This window comes from Cellulomonas triticagri, from assembly GCF_003696205.1.
Lineage (GTDB): Bacteria > Actinomycetota > Actinomycetes > Actinomycetales > Cellulomonadaceae > Cellulomonas > Cellulomonas triticagri.
Genome location: NZ_RFFI01000093.1, coordinates 1 through 17,818, shown reverse-complemented (window position 1 = coordinate 17,818; position 17,818 = coordinate 1). Strand labels below are relative to the sequence as shown.

15 protein-coding genes are annotated in these 17,818 nt (G+C 76.3%); all 15 read left to right on the top strand.

The window, feature by feature from the left end:
* Nucleotides 1-75 precede the first annotated feature (75 nt).
* Complete coding sequence (locus EBM89_RS15130; protein ID WP_122150366.1) at nt 76-1,278, top strand: LLM class flavin-dependent oxidoreductase; 1,203 nt, start codon at nt 76-78, stop codon at nt 1,276-1,278.
* Nucleotides 1,279-1,321: 43 nt separating this feature from the next.
* Nucleotides 1,322-1,918 carry a GNAT family N-acetyltransferase gene (locus EBM89_RS15125; RefSeq protein WP_122150364.1) on the top strand — a complete coding sequence of 199 codons (597 nt, stop codon included), beginning with the start codon at nt 1,322-1,324 and terminating at the stop codon, nt 1,916-1,918.
* Complete coding sequence (locus tag EBM89_RS15120) at nt 1,915-3,003, top strand: amino acid ABC transporter permease (RefSeq protein ID WP_439647190.1); 1,089 nt, start codon at nt 1,915-1,917, stop codon at nt 3,001-3,003. Before EBM89_RS15125 ends, EBM89_RS15120 begins: the two co-directional genes overlap by 4 nt.
* Nucleotides 3,000-3,839, top strand: coding sequence for an amino acid ABC transporter ATP-binding protein (locus tag EBM89_RS15115; RefSeq protein WP_122150360.1), 840 nt, complete (start codon nt 3,000-3,002; stop codon nt 3,837-3,839). Before EBM89_RS15120 ends, EBM89_RS15115 begins: the two co-directional genes overlap by 4 nt.
* A gap of 42 nt (nt 3,840-3,881) precedes the next feature.
* The gene (locus tag EBM89_RS15110; protein ID WP_122150358.1) at nt 3,882-4,925 is read left to right on the top strand and encodes an ABC transporter substrate-binding protein; all 1,044 of its coding nucleotides are present in this window, start codon (nt 3,882-3,884) and stop codon (nt 4,923-4,925) included.
* Between the two features lie 153 nt (nt 4,926-5,078).
* Nucleotides 5,079-6,278: an LLM class flavin-dependent oxidoreductase gene (locus tag EBM89_RS15105; protein WP_122150356.1), complete on the top strand. Its 1,200-nt coding sequence runs from the start codon at nt 5,079-5,081 to the stop codon at nt 6,276-6,278.
* A 12-nt stretch (nt 6,279-6,290) separates the two neighbouring features.
* The gene (locus tag EBM89_RS15100) at nt 6,291-6,695 is read left to right on the top strand and encodes a rhodanese-like domain-containing protein (RefSeq protein ID WP_122150354.1); all 405 of its coding nucleotides are present in this window, start codon (nt 6,291-6,293) and stop codon (nt 6,693-6,695) included.
* Between the two features lie 74 nt (nt 6,696-6,769).
* On the top strand, nt 6,770-7,885 hold the full coding sequence (locus tag EBM89_RS15095) for an LLM class flavin-dependent oxidoreductase (protein ID WP_122150352.1): 1,116 nt from the start codon (nt 6,770-6,772) through the stop codon (nt 7,883-7,885).
* Nucleotides 7,886-7,940: 55 nt separating this feature from the next.
* Nucleotides 7,941-9,110: an LLM class flavin-dependent oxidoreductase gene (locus tag EBM89_RS15090; protein WP_122150350.1), complete on the top strand. Its 1,170-nt coding sequence runs from the start codon at nt 7,941-7,943 to the stop codon at nt 9,108-9,110.
* Nucleotides 9,111-9,150: 40 nt separating this feature from the next.
* A complete protein-coding gene (locus EBM89_RS15085) occupies nt 9,151-10,779 on the top strand; it encodes an ABC transporter substrate-binding protein (RefSeq protein WP_122150348.1) in 1,629 nt (542 codons plus the stop codon).
* A gap of 65 nt (nt 10,780-10,844) precedes the next feature.
* Nucleotides 10,845-11,804 (top strand): ABC transporter permease, encoded by a 960-nt coding sequence (locus tag EBM89_RS15080; RefSeq protein WP_122150346.1) that lies wholly within the window; start codon nt 10,845-10,847, stop codon nt 11,802-11,804.
* Nucleotides 11,801-12,742 (top strand): ABC transporter permease, encoded by a 942-nt coding sequence (locus EBM89_RS15075; protein WP_122150344.1) that lies wholly within the window; start codon nt 11,801-11,803, stop codon nt 12,740-12,742. The genes EBM89_RS15080 and EBM89_RS15075 overlap by 4 nt, the downstream gene beginning before the upstream one ends.
* A gap of 5 nt (nt 12,743-12,747) precedes the next feature.
* Nucleotides 12,748-14,544: a dipeptide ABC transporter ATP-binding protein gene (locus EBM89_RS15070; protein WP_305038147.1), complete on the top strand. Its 1,797-nt coding sequence runs from the start codon at nt 12,748-12,750 to the stop codon at nt 14,542-14,544.
* Entirely contained in the window at nt 14,541-15,875 is a 1,335-nt protein-coding gene (locus EBM89_RS15065; RefSeq protein WP_122150342.1) for a M20/M25/M40 family metallo-hydrolase, read from the top strand. The genes EBM89_RS15070 and EBM89_RS15065 overlap by 4 nt, the downstream gene beginning before the upstream one ends.
* A gap of 69 nt (nt 15,876-15,944) precedes the next feature.
* Nucleotides 15,945-17,818: ABC transporter ATP-binding protein (locus tag EBM89_RS15060; RefSeq protein WP_147463570.1), on the top strand; the 1,874-nt coding region annotated here is incomplete at its 3' end.

Here is a 17,818-nt window from a genome sequence, read left to right as displayed (position 1 = left end):
GCGCCCCGTGCCCTCGTGCACCGGCGCCGCCGCGGTGCCCCGGCGTGCCCCGAGCCGTCCCCGAACGGAGCCGTCATGCCCGCCACGTCCCCGCGCACCGCCCGCCGTGCGCTGCTCGGCGTCGACCTGACTGCCGCCGGCGCCCGACCCGGCGCCCACGGCGCGCTCGGTGCCGTCGCCGCCCGGGCGTTCGACGGCGAACGCCTCGCTCGCCTGGTGCACCGCGCCGACCGCGGCCTGCTCGACCTCGTCGTCCTCGGCGACGGTCTGCTGCTGCACCCGGGCCGCCGCCAGGTCGCGGGCCGGCTGGACGCCGCCGTCGCCGCGGCCCGGGTCGCACCGCTGGTGCGCACCGCCGCCCTCGTGGCGGGTGTGCCGCACCGGGGGGTCGACCCGGCGCACCTCGCCGGCGCGATCCGCGGGGTGCAGGGTGCCGCCGGAGGACCCGTCGGGTGGCAGCTGTCCGGACCGGCCACGGCCGAGGACCCGCTGGACGAGCACGCGTGGGCGACGCGCGCCGCCGAGGCGGTCGAGCAGGTGCGCGCCGCCTGGGCGGCGGGGGAGCCGGGCGCGGTTCGGCGCGACGACGACGGCCGGTTCCGCGTCGACCACGACGGCATCCGGTTCGCGGTGCGCGGCCGGACCGCCGGCGGACGCGGCGCGGGACGCACCCGCCCCGACGCGGACGCCGGCAAGAGGCCCGACGACGCTGGCCTGCCGCTGGTCGTCGTCCCGGTCGCGGGCCCGGCCGCCGAGGACCTCGCCGGGCGCTACGCCGACCTGGCCCGGCTCACCGCCCCCGACCTGGAGTCTGCCGCCGCGGCCCGGGCGCGGATCCGCGCCGCCGCCGTCGCCGCGGGGCGGTCGCCCGACGCCGTGCGGGTGCTGCTGGACGTCGACGTCGCCCTGGCGGACGACCGGGCGTCGGCCACCGCGCGCCTCGACCTGGTGCGCGCCGTCGAGCAGCCCGACCTCGGTGTGACCGGGGCCGTCCTCGCCGGGACCGGCGCCGACCTCGCGACCGTCCTCGCCGACGCCGTCCGCGACGGTGCGGTCGACGGGTTCGTCGCCCGGCCGACGTCCGCCGAGACCGACCTCGCCGTGCTGGTCGAGCGGACCGTGCCCGCGCTGCAGCAGTCCGGGGCGTTCCGGCTGCGCCCCGGCGCCGAGGACGTCCCCGCCCGCACCCGGACCCGCACCGCCGCACCCACCCCGGCGCCGACGTCCACGCCGACGGAGGCGGGTGCGTGGTCCGCCGCCCCGTTCGCGCTGACGTGAGCGCCCCCGCCCCGCACCCCCACGACGACCCCGAGGTGACCCGATGACCACGACCCCGCTGCAAGCGGCGCCGCTGGACCCGGCCCGGCTGACCGCGCGCGACGTGCGGCTGCAGGACCCGCTGGTCGGCCCGCTGCTGGACGGACTGGCGCACGAGTACAGCACCCGGTACACCGGACTGCTCACCCCGGCGCAGCTGCGCGACGAGCTGGAGCACGACGGGGCCGAGGAGTTCGCGGCGCCCGGCGGTGCCCTGGTGCTGGTGCTCGAGGACGACGAGCCCGTCGCCGGCGGCGCGTACCGCCGGCGCACCGAGCCGGAGCACGGCGACCCCGCCCGTCTCGCCGACCCCGCGGCCCGTGCCGCCGACGGCGCCCCCGCGGTCCCCACGGCCGAGCTCAAGCGGATCTGGACGCACGCGGCGCACCGCCGCCGTGGCCTGGCCCGCGTGGTGCTCGCCGAGCTCGAACAACGCGCCGCGGCGGCCGGGTACCCGCGGGTCTACCTGACCACCGGTCCGAAGCAGCCGGAGGCCGTCGGCCTGTACCTCGCGGCGGGGTACACGCCGCTGTTCGACCCCGCGTCCTACCCGGGCGACGCCGTCCCGCACGCGTTCGAGAAGTGGCTGGTGACCCCGTGAGCGCCCCGACGCAGACCGCGGTGCCCGACGTGCCGGACGTCCCCGCGGTGGCGCCCGCCGCCGCGACCGCCCTCGCCGACCTGCCGGTGCTCCCGGCGCGGCACCCGGGCCGCTGGGTCGCGACCGCCGGCGTCGCCGTGCTGCTCGCCATGGTCGCCAGCTCCCTGCTGACCAACCCGCAGTGGGAGTGGGACGTCGTCGCGCAGTACCTGACCTGGCCGTCCGTGCTGCAGGGCGTGTGGGCGACCGTGCGCCTGACGGCGGTGGCCACCGTCATCGGCTTCGGGCTGGGCACGGTGCTCGCGCTGATGCGCCTGTCCCGGTCGCCGCTGCTGCAGTCGGTGTCCTGGGCGTACTCCTGGGTGTTCCGGTCGGTGCCGCTGATCCTGCAGCTGCTGCTCTGGTACAACCTCGCCTACCTGTACCCGCAGCTGTCCCTCGGCATCCCGTTCGGGCCGGAGCTCGTGCAGTTCCAGACCCTCGACGTCGTCGACAAGTTCGGTGCCGCCGTCCTCGGGCTCGGGCTGTCGCAGGCGGCGTACTCCGCGGAGATCGTCCGCGCCGGCATCCTCGGCGTCGACCAGGGCCAGCACGAGGCGGCCGCAGCCCTCGGCATCCCGCGCGGCCGGCAGCAGTGGCGGATCGTGCTGCCGCAGGCGATGCGCACCATCGTCCCGACCTCCGTGAACGAGATCATCGGCCTGCTCAAGGGCACGTCCGTGGTCTACGTCCTCGCGTACGGCGAGCTGTTCTACACCGTCGGCGTGATCTACGGCCGCAACCAGCGGGTCGTCCCGCTGCTGCTGGTCGCGGCGATCTGGTACCTGGTGACGACCACCGTGCTGACGGTCGCGCAGTACTACCTCGAGCGGCACTACGCGAAGGGCGCGCTGCGCACCCTGCCGCCGACGCCGCTGCAGCGGCTGCGCTGGACGCTCGGCGTCGCCCGCAGCCGGTCCACCGGGCGGCCGCTGCCCGTGGACCTGCCGCCAGGTTTCCTCGCCGGGGCGCTGCGCCGCGGTCACCTCACGCGCACCGCCACCCGGGGCGACAAGTCCCGCCGCGACACCGGAGGCCCCGCATGACCACCACGCTGCCCCGCACCGTCCGCACCGCCCCGGCCGCACCCGGTGCCCCGCGCACCACCGGCGGCCACCTGCAGATCCAGGGCCTGCACAAGTCCTACGGGACGCTCGAGGTGCTGCACGACGTCGACCTGGAGGTCCGCCCCGGCGAGGTCACCGTGGTCCTCGGCCCGTCCGGGTCCGGCAAGTCCACGCTGCTGCGGCTGATCAACCACCTGGAGCGCCCCGACCGCGGGTTCGTCGCCCTGGACGGCGAGGTGATCGGGTACGCCCGGCGCCCGTCCCGCCGGCACGGCCACGTGCTGCGCGAGCTCACCGAGCGCGACGTGCTCCGCCAGCGCACCCGCATCGGGTTCGTGTTCCAGAACTTCCACCTGTTCCCGCACCTGACCGCCCTGGAGAACGTCGTCGAGGCGCCAGTCTCGGCGCAGGGCCGCCGGCGCTCCGAGGTCGAGGCCGAGGCGCGCGAGCTGCTCGCCCGGGTCGGGCTGGCCGACAAGGCCGACGCCCGCCCGCGGCAGCTGTCCGGCGGCCAGCAGCAGCGCGTCGCCATCGCCCGCGCCCTGGCCGTGCGGCCGTCGCTGCTGCTGTTCGACGAGCCCACGTCCGCGCTCGACCCCGAGCTCGTCGGCGAGGTGCTCGCCGTCATCCGGGACCTCGCGCACGGCGGCACGACCCTCGTGGTCGTCACGCACGAGGTCGCGTTCGCCCGGGACGTCGCCGACACCGTCGTCTTCATGGACGCCGGCCGCGTCGTCGAGCAGGGCCCCGCCGCGCAGGTGCTGTCCGCACCCCGGCACGCCCGCACCCGCGCGTTCCTCGACAAGGTCCGCTGACCCGCACGTCCACCCCCGCCCGTCCTCCCGAGAGGCAGTCCCATGCGCTCCACCCTCCGTCGCACCGCCCCGCCCCGTGCGGCCGTCCACCCCGCCGCCCGCCGGCCCCGCGCCGCCCGCGGCGCCGTCGCCCTGGTGCCCGTGCTGGCCCTGCTCGCCGCCTGCGGCGGGACCTCCGACGCGTCCGAGACCGCCGCCGGCGGCGACCTGCAGGCCGCCGCCCAGGCCGCCGGGCTCGAGGTCGACACCTCGCCCGACCAGGACCGCGTCCGCACCGAGGAGAACGCCGCCGCCATCGCGCTGCTGCCCCCGGAGCTCGCCGACCAGGACACGTTCACCGTCGCGGTCAGCGCGTACGTCGCCCCGCTGGCGTTCCTCGCCGACGACGACGCCACGCCGATCGGGAACGAGACCGACATCGCCCAGCTCGTCGCCGACGCGCTCGGCAAGGACCTGGACCTGCAGGTCAAGGCGTGGGCCGACTGGCCGCTGGCCGTGCAGTCCGGCGACGTCGACGCGGTGATCTCCAACGTCACCGTGACCGAGGAGCGCAAGGAGACCTTCGACTTCTCCTCGTACCGCAACGACGAGCTTGGGTGGCTGGTCAAGGCTGGCAGCGACATCACCGCGATCGACGAGGCGTCCGACATCGCCGGGCTGACCGTCGCGGTGGGCTCCGGCACCAACCAGGAGAAGATCCTGCTCGCCTGGGACGAGGAGAACCAGGCCGCCGGTCTCGACCCCGTGCAGGTCGAGTACTTCGAGAACGACGGCGACACGATCCTCGCGCTGCAGTCCGGCCGCATCGACGCCTCGTTCGGCCCGAACGCCACCGCCGCGTACAAGGCCAAGGTCTCGCCGCAGGACTTCACCGTCGTCGGCACGCTGAACGGCGGCTGGCCCGACACCGCGCAGATCGCCGTCACGACCCTCAAGGACAGCGGCTGGGCCGACGCCGTCACCGCGGCGCTGCAGGGCGCGTTCGACGACGGCTCCTACCAGGAGGTCCTGGAGCGCTGGGGCCTGGAGGCCGAGGCCATCGACGCCCCGGTCACCAACCCCCCGGGCCTGCCGAAGACCTCCTGACCCACCCGCTGCGCCCGCCTCACCCGCCGCACCCGCCCGCGCCGCCCGCGCCGTCCGCCCGGCGAGGTCGTCAGTCGCCGACGAGGTCGTCACGCACGACTGACGACCTCGCCCGGGAGTGACGACCTCGCCCCACCACAGGGAGACGTCCTCATGTCCGTTGCACCCGACCGCGTCCCGCTGTCCGTGCTCGACCTCGCGGTCGTGCCCGACGGCGGCACCGGGGCCGGCGCGATCCGCGCCGCCGTCGACCTGGCCGTCGACCTCGACCGGCTCGGCTACGCCCGCGTCTGGTACGCCGAGCACCACCTGTCGCCGGGCGTCGGGTCCGCGTCGCCGGCCGTGCTCGCCGCGGCGGTCGCCGCCCGGACCCCGCGGATCCGCGTCGGGTCCGGGGCGGTGCTGCTCAGCACCACCAGCCCGCTGATCGCCGCGGAGCAGTTCGGCACGCTCGCCGCGCTGCACCCGGGGCGGGTGGACCTCGGCCTCGGCCGCGCGTTCACGCCGCCGGAGCCGCGCGGCGCGGACACCCCGGTGGACCCGCCGGTCCCGGCCCCGGCGTCCGGACCGCGCGTCGTCGACGGCCTGTACGTCCCGGGTCCGCCGCCGATCGACGGCTCGGACTCGGTGCTCCGGGAGCGGCTGCTCGCGCAGAAGCGCGTCGTCGGCGCGTCCCGCACCCCGGCGGCGTTCCGCGACGAGCTCGAGCTGGTGCTCGGCCTGCGCGCCGGGACGTACGCCGAGGCCGACGGCACCCGGCACGTCGCCCCGCCGGTCGAGGGCGCGGACCTCGAGCTGTGGGTGCTGGCGTCGTCGGCGGGGGAGAGCGCCCGGGTCGCCGGCGAGCTCGGCCTGCCGCTCGCCGCGAACTTCCACGTCAGCCCCGCCACGACGCTCGGCACCATCGCCGCCTACCGAGCGGCGTTCCGGCCCGGCGTGCTCGCCGCACCCTACGTCGTGGTCTCCGCGGACGTGCTGGTGGCCGCGACCGTCGAGCGGGCCCGCGCCCTGGCCTCGCCGTTCGCGGACTGGGTGCTGTCCATCCGCAGCGGGACGGCCGGTGCCATCGCCTACCCGCGGCCCGAGGACGCCGTGCCGTGGGACGCCCGCGGCACCGCCGAGCGCGCGCTGGTCGCCGACCGGGTCGACACCCGGATCGTCGGCGACCCGCAGACCGTCGTCGCCCGGCTGGAGACGCTGCAGCGCGTCACCGGCGCCGACGAGCTGCTGCTGACCACCGCCACCCACGACCCCGCGGACACCCGCCGGTCGTACGCGCTGCTCGCCGAGGCGTGGAACGCCCCGGCCACCAGCCGCACCGCCGGGTCCGACGCCGTCCCGACCCTCGTCTGAAGGAGCCCCGCCATGTCCGTCACCGACCCGACCACCGCCACCCAGGCCGCCACCGACGCCACCCCGACAGCCGCCGTCCTGCGCCCGCCGGTCGAGGCCGCCGCCGAGGTCGCGCACGGTGCGCTGCTCGTCGACGTCCGCTCCGCCGCCGGCCGCGGCGCGCACGGCGAGATCCCCGGCGCGACGCTGCTCGACCGCACCGACCTGGACGCCCTGTTCGGCCCCGCGCACGCCCCGGTGATCTCGATCGACACGCCCGTGGTCGTGGTGTGCGGCTCGCAGGACGGCAGCCGCCCGGTCGCCGAGGCCCTGGCCGCGCGCGGCTACACCGTCAGCCACGTCGACGGCGGCTTCCCGGCCTGGCGCGACGCGGGCCTGCCCGCCGACGCCCCCGCCGCCCCCGCCGACCCCGCCTGACCGCGAGCGCCCGTCCGGCGCACCAGGCCCGCGCCCCGCCCGCACCCCCGTCCGCACGACCACCTGGAGCCACCATGCCCGTCGAGTTCCTCGGCATCGCGACCACGAACGACGCCTCCGAGACCCGCGCCGCCAGCACCCGCTCGTTCGACCCGGCCTACCTGGAGCGGATCGTCCGCGCCCACGAGGACAACGGCTGGACCCGCGTCCTGTTCGCGTACGGGTCGTCCGGCCCGGAGCCCGCCGCGCTGGCCGCGTACACGGCGTCCCGGCTGCAGTCGATCGAGCTGCTGCTCGCGCACCGCCCGAACGTGTCCTACCCGACCTACGCGGCGAAGACCTTCGCGACGCTGGACCAGCTGTCCGGCGGGCGGCTGTCGGTGCACTTCATCACGGGTGGCAACGACCACGAGCAGGGCCGCGAGGGTGACACCCTGACCAAGGACGAGCGGTACGCCCGGACCCAGGAGTACATCCAGGTCGTGAAGCGCGCTTGGACGTCGACCGAGGCGTTCGACCACCACGGCCGGTTCTACGACTTCGCGGACTTCCACCTCGACACCAAGCCGGTCGACGGGCACGTGCCGACGATCTCGTTCGGCGGGTCCTCGGACGCGGCGTTCCGGGTCGGCGCCGCGGAGGCGGACATCTTCGCGGTCTGGGGCGAGCCGCTGGACCGCACGCAGGAGCAGATCGACCGGGTGCACGCCGAGGCAGCCGCCGCGGGGCGGGCGACGCCGCCGCGCATCCACGCGGCGTTCCGCCCGATCATCGCGCCGACCGAGGAGCTGGCCTGGGAGAAGGCGCACCGCGTGCTGGACGCCATCGAGGCCCGCAAGGCCGCGCTGGGCGGCGTGCTGAGCACGCGGCACCCCGTCGACGGCCCGGAGAACGCCGGCTCGCAGCGGCTGCTGGAGATCGCCGCGCAGGGCGAGCGGTTCGACTCGGTGCTGTGGACCGCGACCGCGAAGGCCACCGGCGGCGCGGGCAACTCGAACGCGCTGGTCGGCACGCCCGAGCAGGTCGCCGAGGCGCTGCTCGCGTACTACGACCGCGGCGTCCGGATCATCTCGGCGCGCGGGTACGACCTGCTGGACGACGCCGTCGACTTCGGCCGGTACGTCATCCCGCTGGTCCGCGAGGGCGTCGCCGCGCGGGACCGCGAGGCCGCCGCCGGCCGCGCCGCCTGACCGACCCCCGCCCGCTCCGACCCGGGCCCCCGACCCGCATCCCGAGAGGACGTCCGTGCGCTTCCAGCTGCTCGACATCGTGTTCAACCCGCCGCACCCCGTCACCGGGGCCGCGGTGCCGCCGGCCGACCGCCTCGCGCGGACCGTCCGGCACGCCGTCCTGGCCGAGGAGCTCGGCTTCGACTCGTTCGCCGTGGGGGAGCGGCACGCCGGTGACGTGCTGTCGTCGGCGCCGACCGTGATCCTCGGGGCCGTCGCCGCGTCGACGAGCCGGATCCTGCTGTCCACCGGGGTGACCGTGCTGTCGCTGCTGGACCCGGTGCGCGCCGCGGAGGACCTCGCGACGGTCGACCAGCTGTCCCGCGGGCGGCTGGAGATCGTGATCGGCAAGGGCAACGAGGTGCTGCAGTACCCGCTGCTCGGCCTCGACATCGCGCAGCAGTACGAGTACCTGGAGGAGAACTACGCGCTGCTCCGGCTGCTGCTCTCCGAGGAGGACGTGACCTGGGAGGGCCGGCACCGGCACCGCCTGGAGCACGCCACCACGCTGCCGCGCCCGTACGCCGGGCCGTTCCGGATCTGGCACGGGTCGGCGACGTCCCGGTTCGCGGTCGAGCTCGCCGCCCGGTGGGGCGACCCCATCGTCACCGCGAACGCCCTGCAGCCCCGCGAGAACTACCAGCTGCTGATCGACCACTACCGCGAGCGGTACGCCGAGCACGGCCACGACCCGGCAGCCGCGTTCGTCGGCTCCGGGTCGGGCGGGCTGTTCCTCGCCGACACCACCGAGGCCGCCGTCGCGCAGTACCGCCCGCTGTACCAGGGGCAGGTGGACGCCGCCGCGCGCCGCGGGTACGGCGCGGACGCCGTCGGCAAGGCGCCGTCGTTCCGGACGCTCGAGGACGCCGTCGAGCGCGGGCCCGCGCTGGTCGGGTCCCCGGAGCGGGTCGCCGAGAAGATCCTCGACTACCACGCCTCCTACGGCCACGTGCTGCAGTCCGTGTCCGTCAACCACCTGCTCGACCCCGCCGAGCAGGAGGACGTGCTGCGCCGGTTCGCCGAGGAGGTCGCACCGCTGGTGCGCGCCGAGGTCCGCACCGACCTGTGGTCCGCGCGCGACCCCCGGCGGGCCGCCGGGTTCACCGCCGTGGACCACGACGCGCCCGCGCACGACCCCGCCACGCAGGACCCCGCGCCGACGCCCGCCGCCGCGCTCACCGCCTGACCCGCCCACCCCACCCTCCCGTCCAGACCCAGGAGTCCGCATGACCTCCCGCACCCCGGGCCGCCGCGCCGTCCCCCTCCCGTCCCTCGCCGTCCTCGCCTCCGGTGCCCTGCTGCTCGGCGCCTGCTCGTCGGGCTCCGGCACCGGACCGGACGAGGGCGCGTCCGCGTCGTCCGACCCCGTCGCCGGCGGTGACCTGCGGTTCGCGATCACCGTCGACTCGCGGTGCATCGACCCGCAGCAGGTCGGCAACAACGACGCCATCGCCGTGGCCCGGCAGACCGTGGCCTCGCTGACCGCGCAGGACCCGGACTCCGGCGAGATCGTCCCGTGGCTCGCCGAGTCCTGGGAGGTCAGCGACGACGCGTCCAGCTACACGTTCCACCTGCGCGACGACGCCACCTACGCCGACGGCACCCCGGTCGACGCGGAGTCGGTGAAGACGAACTTCGACGCGATCGTCGCGCTCGGCGCCACGGCGTCGCTCGGCTCGCAGTACCTCGTCGGCTACGAGGGCACCACCGTCACCGACGCGCAGACGCTCACCGTCGACTTCGCCGCGCCGAGCGCGCAGTTCCTCCAGGCGTCGTCGACGTTCTCGCTCGGCCTGCTGTCGCCCGCGTCGGCGGACCTGACCCCCGAGGAGCGGTGCGCCGGGGACTTCGTCGGCTCCGGGCCGTTCTCGGTGCAGTCGTACACGCAGGACCAGGAGATCGTGCTGGCCAAGGTGCCGGGCTACGACTGGAGCTCCGACGCCGACGAGCACACCGGCGAGGCGTACCTCGACACCGTGACGTTCCCGGTCATCCCGGAGTCGTCGGTGCGGTCCGGCAGCCTGGCGTCCGGGCAGATCGACGCGACGGCCGCCATCGCCGCGGTCGACCAGCCGCAGTTCGACGGCAACGGGTTCTGGCTGGAGCAGCGCGCCAACCCTGGCGTGACCTACCAGCTGTTCCCGAAGGAGTCGAGCCCGCTGGCGTCCGACGAGGCCGTGCGGGTCGCGATCTCGAAGGGCATCGACCGGCAGCAGATCGTCGACACCGTGCTGACCGAGCGCAGCGAGCCCGCCACCGCGGTGCTCTCGCACTCCACCCCGCTGTTCGAGGACCTCGGCGACGCGCTCGCCTACGACCCGGACGGGGCCGAGCAGCTGCTCGACGACGCCGGCTGGGTGGTCGGCGACGACGGCATCCGGGAGAAGGACGGCCAGCGGCTGTCCACCACGGTGACGTTCTGGCAGGACCCGGCGCCGCTGGAGCTCGTGCAGCAGCAGCTGCGCCAGATCGGCGTGGACCTGCAGCTGCAGCACGTCGAGATCGCCGAGTCGACCGCGATCAAGGAGAGCGGCGACTTCGACTTCGACTACTACAACCTCACGCGGTCCGACCCGGACGTGCTGCGGCTGATCTTCTCGGCCAACGCCCGGAACATCAACGACCGCGCCGCCGAGGAGGTCGACGACCTGCTCGACCGGTCGGCGGCCGCCACCGACCCGGCGGAGCGCGGGCAGCTCGTCACCGAGGCGTCCCGGCTGCTCGTCGAGCACGGCCACGCCATCCCGGTCTACGAGCTGTCCACGACCATCGCCGCGTCCGACCGGGTGCACGGCCTGACCTTCGAGGGCTCGAGCCGGCTCGACTTCTACGGCGCCTGGGTCCAGCAGTCCTGATCCCGGCCCGCCCCGGTGCCGCCACCCGCGGCGCCGGGGCCCCACCACCGGAAGGGAGGTCCGCCGTGGGGCGGTACATCCTGCGCCGCGCCGCCCAGGGCCTGTTCGTGCTCTGGGCCGCGTTCACCATCGCGTTCTTCGTGCTCTACCTGCTGCCCAGCGACCCAGCGGCCCTCGCGGCCGGTGCCGGGGGCGAGGTCGCGGACGTCGACCCGGCGCTCCTCGACGACCTGCGCGCGCGGTACGGCCTGGACCGTCCGGTCCTCGTGCAGTACGTCGACGCGCTGGGCGGTGCCGTCCGGCTGGACTTCGGCCCGTCGTACCAGTCCGGGGCCCCGGCCGCGTCGCTCGTGGCTGCCGCGGTGCCGCAGACCCTGCTGCTGACCGGCGTCGCGCTGGCCCTCGCCGTCGTCGGCGGCGTCGTGCTCGCCGTGGCGAGCGTGCTGCCGCGCAGCCGGGCGCTGCGCCAGGTGCTGTCCGCGCTGCCGCCGCTCGGGGTCGCGCTGCCGACGTTCTTCATCGGGCTGGTGCTGCTGCAGTGGCTGTCGTTCCGCGCCGGGCTGCTGCCCGCGATCGGGAACGTCGGCTGGCAGAGCCTGGTGCTGCCCGCGGTGACGCTCGCGATCCCGCCGGGCGCGCAGCTCGCGCAGGTGCTGTCCCGCAGCCTGCGCGGCACCCTCGGTGAGCCGTACGTCGAGACCGCGCGCGCCAAGGGCGCCGGCCGGCTGCGGGTGCAGCTCGGGCACGCGCTGCGCAACGCCGCGATCCCCGCGTTCACGATGCTCGGCGTGATGGTCGGCGCCCTGCTCGGCGGGGCCGTGGTCACGGAGACCGTGTTCTCCCGCGTCGGCCTCGGCCGGCTCACCGTGCAGTCCGTGAACGCCCAGGACGTGCCGGTGGTGCTGGCGGTCGTGGTGCTGTCCGCGCTGGTGTTCGTCGTCACGACGCTCGTCGTCGACCTGCTCTACCCGCTGCTGGACCCGCGCATCGAGCGGGCGTCGACCCCGAGGACGGTGGCGGCATGACCGCGACGACGACCGGACCCCGCCCGCCCGAGGAGATCGAGGTCGCCGACCGCGAGGACGCCCGGTCGATCCTCCGGTACGGGCGCGCCCGCCGCCCCCGCGCCGCCGGACCCGCCGTGGGCCGGGCCGCGCGCCACCTGGTGCGCCGCCCCGGGCTCGTGCTCGCCGGCCTGGTGCTGCTGCTCGTCGCCGCCTGGGCCACCGCACCGACGCTGTTCGCGTCCGGCGACCCGATCACGGGCGTGCCGGCCGACCGGCTGCTGCCCCCGTCCGCGGCGCACCTGCTCGGCACCGACCACCTCGGCCGGGACGTGTGGACCCGGGTGGTGCACGGCGCCTCGCTGTCGCTGCGCACCACGACGCTCGCCGTCGTCGTCGGTCTCGTCGTCGGCTCCGCGCTCGGCCTGCTCGCCGGGTTCCTTCGCGGCTGGGTGGACGACGTCGTCGGCCGGCTGGTCGACGTGCTGCTCGCGGTGCCGAGCATCCTGCTGTCGCTGGCGATCATCACCGCGCTCGGCACCGGCCCCACCAAGATCGCCGTCGCGGTCGGCATCGGCGCGATCGCCACCTTCGCCCGCGTGATGCGCGCCGAGGTGCTGCGCACGTCCACGTCGGTGTACGTCGAGGCGGCCCGGGCGTCCGGCTCGCGCTGGTGGACGGTGCTCGGCCGGCACGTGCTGCCCAACTCGTCCGGGCCGGTGCTCGCGCTGGTCGCCCTGGAGTTCGGCGGCGCCGTGCTCGCGGTGTCCGCGCTGAGCTTCCTCGGCTACGGCACGCCGCCGCCCACGCCCGAGTGGGGGTCGCTGATCTCCGGCGGCCGCGACTACCTGGCCACCGCCTGGTGGCTGACCACGCTGCCCGGTCTGGTGATCGTGGCGGTCGTGCTGTCCGCGAACCGGATCGCGCGCGCCCTCGAGACGACGGGAGAGGACCAGTGACCCAGCTGCAGGAGGACGCCGCGGCCCGGACCGCGGGCGACGCGACCCCACCCACCCCGGTGCTGGAGGTCACCGGCCTGGAGGTCGGGTACCGGACCCGCGACGGCGAGGTGTACCGCGCCGTGCGCGGTGTCGACCTCGCCGTGCAGCCCGGCGAGGTCGTCGCGCTGGTCGGCGAGTCCGGGTCCGGCAAGAGCACCACCGCGCACGCCGCGCTGCACCTGCTCGCGCGCGGCGGCCGCGTCACCGGCGGCCGGATCCGGCTCGCCGGGCGGGACGTCTCCGACCTGACCGACCGCGAGTGGCAGGACGTGCGCGGCCGCGAGGTCGGCCTCGTGCCGCAGGACCCCACGGTCTCGCTCAACCCCGTGCAGCGCGTCGGCGACCAGGTCGCCGAGGTGCTGGTCATCCACGGCCTCGCCCGGCGCCGCGAGGCCCGCCGCCGGGCGGTCGGGCTGCTCGGCCAGGCCGGCATCCCCGACCCCGCCGCGCGCGCCCGGCAGTACCCGCACCAGCTGTCCGGCGGGATGCGGCAGCGCGTGCTGATCGCGGTCGCCATCGCGGCGGACCCCCGGCTGGTCGTCGCCGACGAGCCCACCAGCGCGCTGGACGTGACGGTGCAGCGCCGGATCCTCGACCACCTGGAGCACCTGGTGCGCGAGCGCGGGACGGCGCTGCTGCTTATCACGCACGACCTCGGCGTCGCAGCCGACCGGGCCGACCGGATCGTCGTCCTCGAGCATGGCGTCGTCGTGGAGCAGGGGACCGCGGCCGAGGTGCTCGGCACGCCCCGGCACCCGTACACGCGGCAGCTCATCGCGGCGGCGCCGAGCCTGGCGAGCGGGCGGCTGGTCGCGCCGGCGCCACCGACGGCACCGACGGCCTCGGCCGTGGCAGCACCTCGCGCGTCCGCCGCCACCCCCGCGGCGCCCGCCGCCGTGCCTCCCGCCGCGCCCGTCCTCGAGCTCGTCGACGTGCGCAAGGCGTTCCCGCTGCCGCGCGGTGGCGACCGGCGCGAGGTCGTCGCCGTCGACGGGGTGAGCCTGCGGGTCGAGCGCGGGCGGACGTACGCGCTGGTCGGCGAGTCCGGCTCCGGCAAGAGCACCACCGCGCGTCTCGCCCTGCACCTGGAGCGCCCGACGTCCGGCAGCGTGCGGTTCCGGGGCGAGGACGTCACCGGGGTGCGCGGCGAGGCGCTGCGGCGGCTGCGGCGCGGGTTCCAGGTCGTCTACCAGAGCCCGTACGCGTCGCTGGACCCGCGGTTCACGGTCGAGCAGGTTGTCGCGGAGCCGTTGCAGGCGTACGGGATCGGCACCCGCGCCGAGCGCGCCGAGCGGGTGCGCGCGCTGCTGCACGACGTCGCCCTGCCCGCCGACGCGCTGCGGCGCAGCCCGCGCGAGCTGTCCGGCGGGCAGCGGCAGCGCGTCGCCATCGCCCGCGCGCTCGCGCTGCGCCCCGACCTCGTGGTGCTGGACGAGCCGGTGTCCGCCCTGGACGTGTCGGTGCAGGCGCAGATCCTCGAGCTGCTGGTCCGGCTGCAGGCCGAGCACGACCTGACCTACCTGTTCATCTCGCACGACCTCGCGGTGGTGCGGCAGGTGGCCGACGAGGTCGGCGTGCTGCACCGCGGGCGGCTCGTCGAGCACGGTCCCGCCGACCGGATCCTGCTCGACCCGCAGCAGGCGTACACCCGTGAGCTCGTCGCGGCGATCCCCGGCCGGAGGTACGCCGCACCCGCCGCGCACCCGTCGGCGGCCCCGCCCGCGACCGCCGTCCCGCACCCGACCGAGGAGGTCCGATGACCGTCCTGCCCGACCCCGAGCGCCTGACCGGCGAGACCGTCGAGCTGCTGCAGGCCCTGATCCGCAACGCGTGCGTCAACGAGGGCACCGTCGACTCGGGGCAGGAGATCCGCAATGCCCGGACCATCGCCGACTACCTCGACGGCGTGGGCCTCGACATCGAGATCGTGGAGCCGCAGCCCGGCCGGGCCTCGCTCGTCACCCGGGTGCCCGGCCGCGTGCCCGGTGCGCCGTCCCTCGGGCTCGTCGGGCACACCGACGTCGTCCCGGTCGAGCCGGACGGCTGGACCCGGGACCCGTTCGGCGGCGAGCTCGTCGACGGCTGGGTCTGGGGCCGTGGCGCCATCGACATGCTCGGGCTGACCGCCGCGTACGCCGTGGTGACCCGGGCGGTCGCGGCGGCGGGCGTGCCGCTGTCCGGGGACCTGCTGCTCGCCGCCGTCGCGGACGAGGAGCACGGCAGCGTCTGGGGCGTGGACTGGTTGACGACGCACCGCTGGGACCTGGTGCGGGCCGACCACGTGCTCACCGAGTCCGGCGGCGTGCCCGTCGGCACGCACCGCACGCTCGCGGTCGGGGAGAAGGGCGGCGCCGGCCGGCGGCTGCGCGTCGTCGGCACCCCCGGGCACGGCTCCGGGCCGTACGGCAGTCGGAACGCGATCGTCCTCGCCGCCGAGGCCGTGCGGCGGATCGCCGCGCTGCGCGGGCCGGTCGTCGTCGGCGACCTGTGGCGGCGGTACGTCGACGCGCTCGACCTGCCGGCCGACGTGCGCGAGGCCGCGCTCGACCCGGACCGGCTGGACGACGTGCTGCCGCTGCTCGGCGCGCTCGCCCCGGTCGCGCACGCCACCACGCACACCACCGTGGCCCCGACCGTGCTGCACGCCGGGTCCAAGCCGAACGTCATCCCCGGGCTCGCCGAGGTCGTGCTCGACATCCGGGTGCTGCCCGGCGCACGCCCGGCCGACGTCGACGGGCTGCTCGCCGAGGCGATCGGCGACCTGGGGCCGTTCGTGCACGTCGAGGGGGACCGGTGGGGCGAGCCGTCGCTGTCGCCGACCGACACCGAGCTGTACCGCGTCATCGAGAAGGCCGTCGGCGACCGCACCGGCGGCGCGGCCGTGCTGCCGACCCTCGGCACCGGGGGCACCGACGGGCGGTTCTACCGGCGGCGCGGCACCCCGGCGTACGGGTTCGGGCTGCTGTCGCCGGACTGGGACCCCGGCACGTGGCGCGGCCTGTTCCACGGGAACGACGAGCGGGTAGACGTCGCCTCGCTGCGGCTGACGGCCACGGCGCTGCACGACGTGGTGACGACGTTCCTGCGCTGACCCCGGGGCGTCTGCCGACGGACAAATCGCTTCGGGTCTGTCACAGGTGACGCCTAGGGTCAGGTCATCATGCTCGACACCCCCACGACGCCGGTCACCGGCACCGCAGACCGCGCCGCCGGACCCCCGGCGCGCCCGGTCGACCCCGCCCGCCGCCTCGACTGGCGGCGGCTGCGCGGGCCGCTCGCCGTCGTCGCGCTGCTCGCGCTCACGATCGGCGCCGTCGGTGCCGCGCTCGGCACCCTCGTCGCCGGGCGCCTCGCCGAGGACCCGACCGGCGGGCTGCTGCTCCTGCTCGCGGCGACGCTGGTGGGCGCCGCGGCGGTGGACGCGGTCGGGCAGGTCGTCTGGGCCGGGGTCGTGGACCGCGCCGAGGGGCGGCTGCGCGCCGACCTGCTGAGCGCGGCGCTGCACCAGCCGCTCGCCACGCTCACCGAGCAGGCGGTCGGCGAGGTCCTGGACCGGGTGGACGACGACACGCACGCCGTCGGCACCCTCGTGCGCCGCCAGCTGTGGGGCGTCGGGCGGACGCTGGTGGGCTGCGTGCCGCTGTGGGTCGTCGCCGGACTCACCTGGTGGCCCGCGTGGGCGCTGTTCCCCGTGCTCGGGGCCCTCGTCGCGCTGGTCGTGCGGCCGTCGCTGGGCGAGATCGCGCGCCGCAAGGTCGTCGAGGAGCGCGCCTGGACCGACGCCGCCGCCGCGCTGGAGGAGGGCGTCGCCGCCCGCGACGACCTGCGGACCAGCCGCGGGCAGGCGTTCGCCGTGCGCCGGCTCGCCGAGGCGTCCGCCGTCGTGCACCGCACCCTCGACCGGGTGCTCGCGGTCGAGACCGCCATGACCGCGAAGGCCGGGCTGCTGCTGCACGCGCTGCTCGCCGCCGTGGCCGTCGCCGGTGCCGTCCTCGCGGGCGGCGGCGACCTGTCCGTCGCGCAGCTCGTCACGCTGTTCCTCGTCACCGCGTCGTTCGTCGGGCAGTTCGACATGCTCGCCCGGCACCTGCCCGACGTGCAGGAGGGCATCGGGGCGATCATCCGCATCCGCGAGATGATGGACTCGCCCCCCGAGCCCGTCGGCGGACTGGCGGTCCCGGACCGCCCGCTCGACCTGGAGCTGCGCGACCTGCACTTCTCCTACGCCGAGGGCACGTTCGCCCTCGCGGGCGTCAGCCTGCACGTCCCGGCCGGGCAGACGGTCGCGCTCGTGGGCCGCACCGGCTCCGGCAAGTCGACGCTGGCCTCGTTGCTGTCCCGCGCCGTCGAGCCCGAGCCCGGCAGCGTGCTGCTCGGCGGCGTCGACGTGCGCGACCTCGACCTGCAGGCGCTGCGCGGCGCCGTCGGCGTCGTCACCCAGCGCACCGAGATCCTCGCGGGCACCCTCGCGGAGAACGTCGCGCTGTTCGCCGACGTCCCGCGCGGCGACGTCGAGGCCGCGGTCCGCGAGCTCCGGCTCACCGAGTGGGTCGCCGGGCTGCCCGACGGCCTCGACACGCTGCTCGGGCCCGGGGGGACCACGCTGTCCGCCGGGGAGGAGCAGCTCGTCGCGTTCGCGCGGCTGCTCGTCCGCGACGTCCAGGTGGTCGTCCTGGACGAGGCGACCGCGCGCATGGACCCGCTGACCGAGGCCCGCGTCGTGGCCGCGTCCGAGCGGCTGCTCGGCGGCCGCACGGGCGTGCTCGTCGCGCACCGGCTCGGCACCGTCGAGCGGGCCGACCAGGTCGTCGTGCTCGACCACGGCCGCGTCGTGCAGCAGGGACCCCGCGAACGGCTGACCCGCGAGGACGGACCGTTCCGGCGGCTGCTCACCGCGAGCCGCAGCGACGGCCACGGCGACGCCCTCGACGCGGAGGCCGCCGAGCCCGACCCGACGGCGTCCGACGTGCGCGCGTCCGCGGACCCCACCCCCGGCGCGGTCCGGGCGGACGCGCCGGCCGACGGCACGGCCGC

Bases quoted from the DNA above. Each gene is read 5' to 3' on its own strand.
- EBM89_RS15130 (WP_122150366.1), top strand. From the start codon at position 76: ATGCCCGCCACGTCCCCGCGCACCGCCCGCCGTGCGCTGCTCGGCGTC.
- EBM89_RS15125 (WP_122150364.1), top strand. From the start codon at position 1,322: ATGACCACGACCCCGCTGCAAGCGGCGCCGCTGGACCCGGCCCGGCTG.
- EBM89_RS15115 (WP_122150360.1), top strand. From the start codon at position 3,000: ATGACCACCACGCTGCCCCGCACCGTCCGCACCGCCCCGGCCGCACCC.
- EBM89_RS15110 (WP_122150358.1), top strand. From the start codon at position 3,882: ATGCGCTCCACCCTCCGTCGCACCGCCCCGCCCCGTGCGGCCGTCCAC.
- EBM89_RS15105 (WP_122150356.1), top strand. From the start codon at position 5,079: ATGTCCGTTGCACCCGACCGCGTCCCGCTGTCCGTGCTCGACCTCGCG.
- EBM89_RS15100 (WP_122150354.1), top strand. From the start codon at position 6,291: ATGTCCGTCACCGACCCGACCACCGCCACCCAGGCCGCCACCGACGCC.
- EBM89_RS15095 (WP_122150352.1), top strand. From the start codon at position 6,770: ATGCCCGTCGAGTTCCTCGGCATCGCGACCACGAACGACGCCTCCGAG.
- EBM89_RS15085 (WP_122150348.1), top strand. From the start codon at position 9,151: ATGACCTCCCGCACCCCGGGCCGCCGCGCCGTCCCCCTCCCGTCCCTC.
- EBM89_RS15075 (WP_122150344.1), top strand. From the start codon at position 11,801: ATGACCGCGACGACGACCGGACCCCGCCCGCCCGAGGAGATCGAGGTC.
- EBM89_RS15065 (WP_122150342.1), top strand. From the start codon at position 14,541: ATGACCGTCCTGCCCGACCCCGAGCGCCTGACCGGCGAGACCGTCGAG.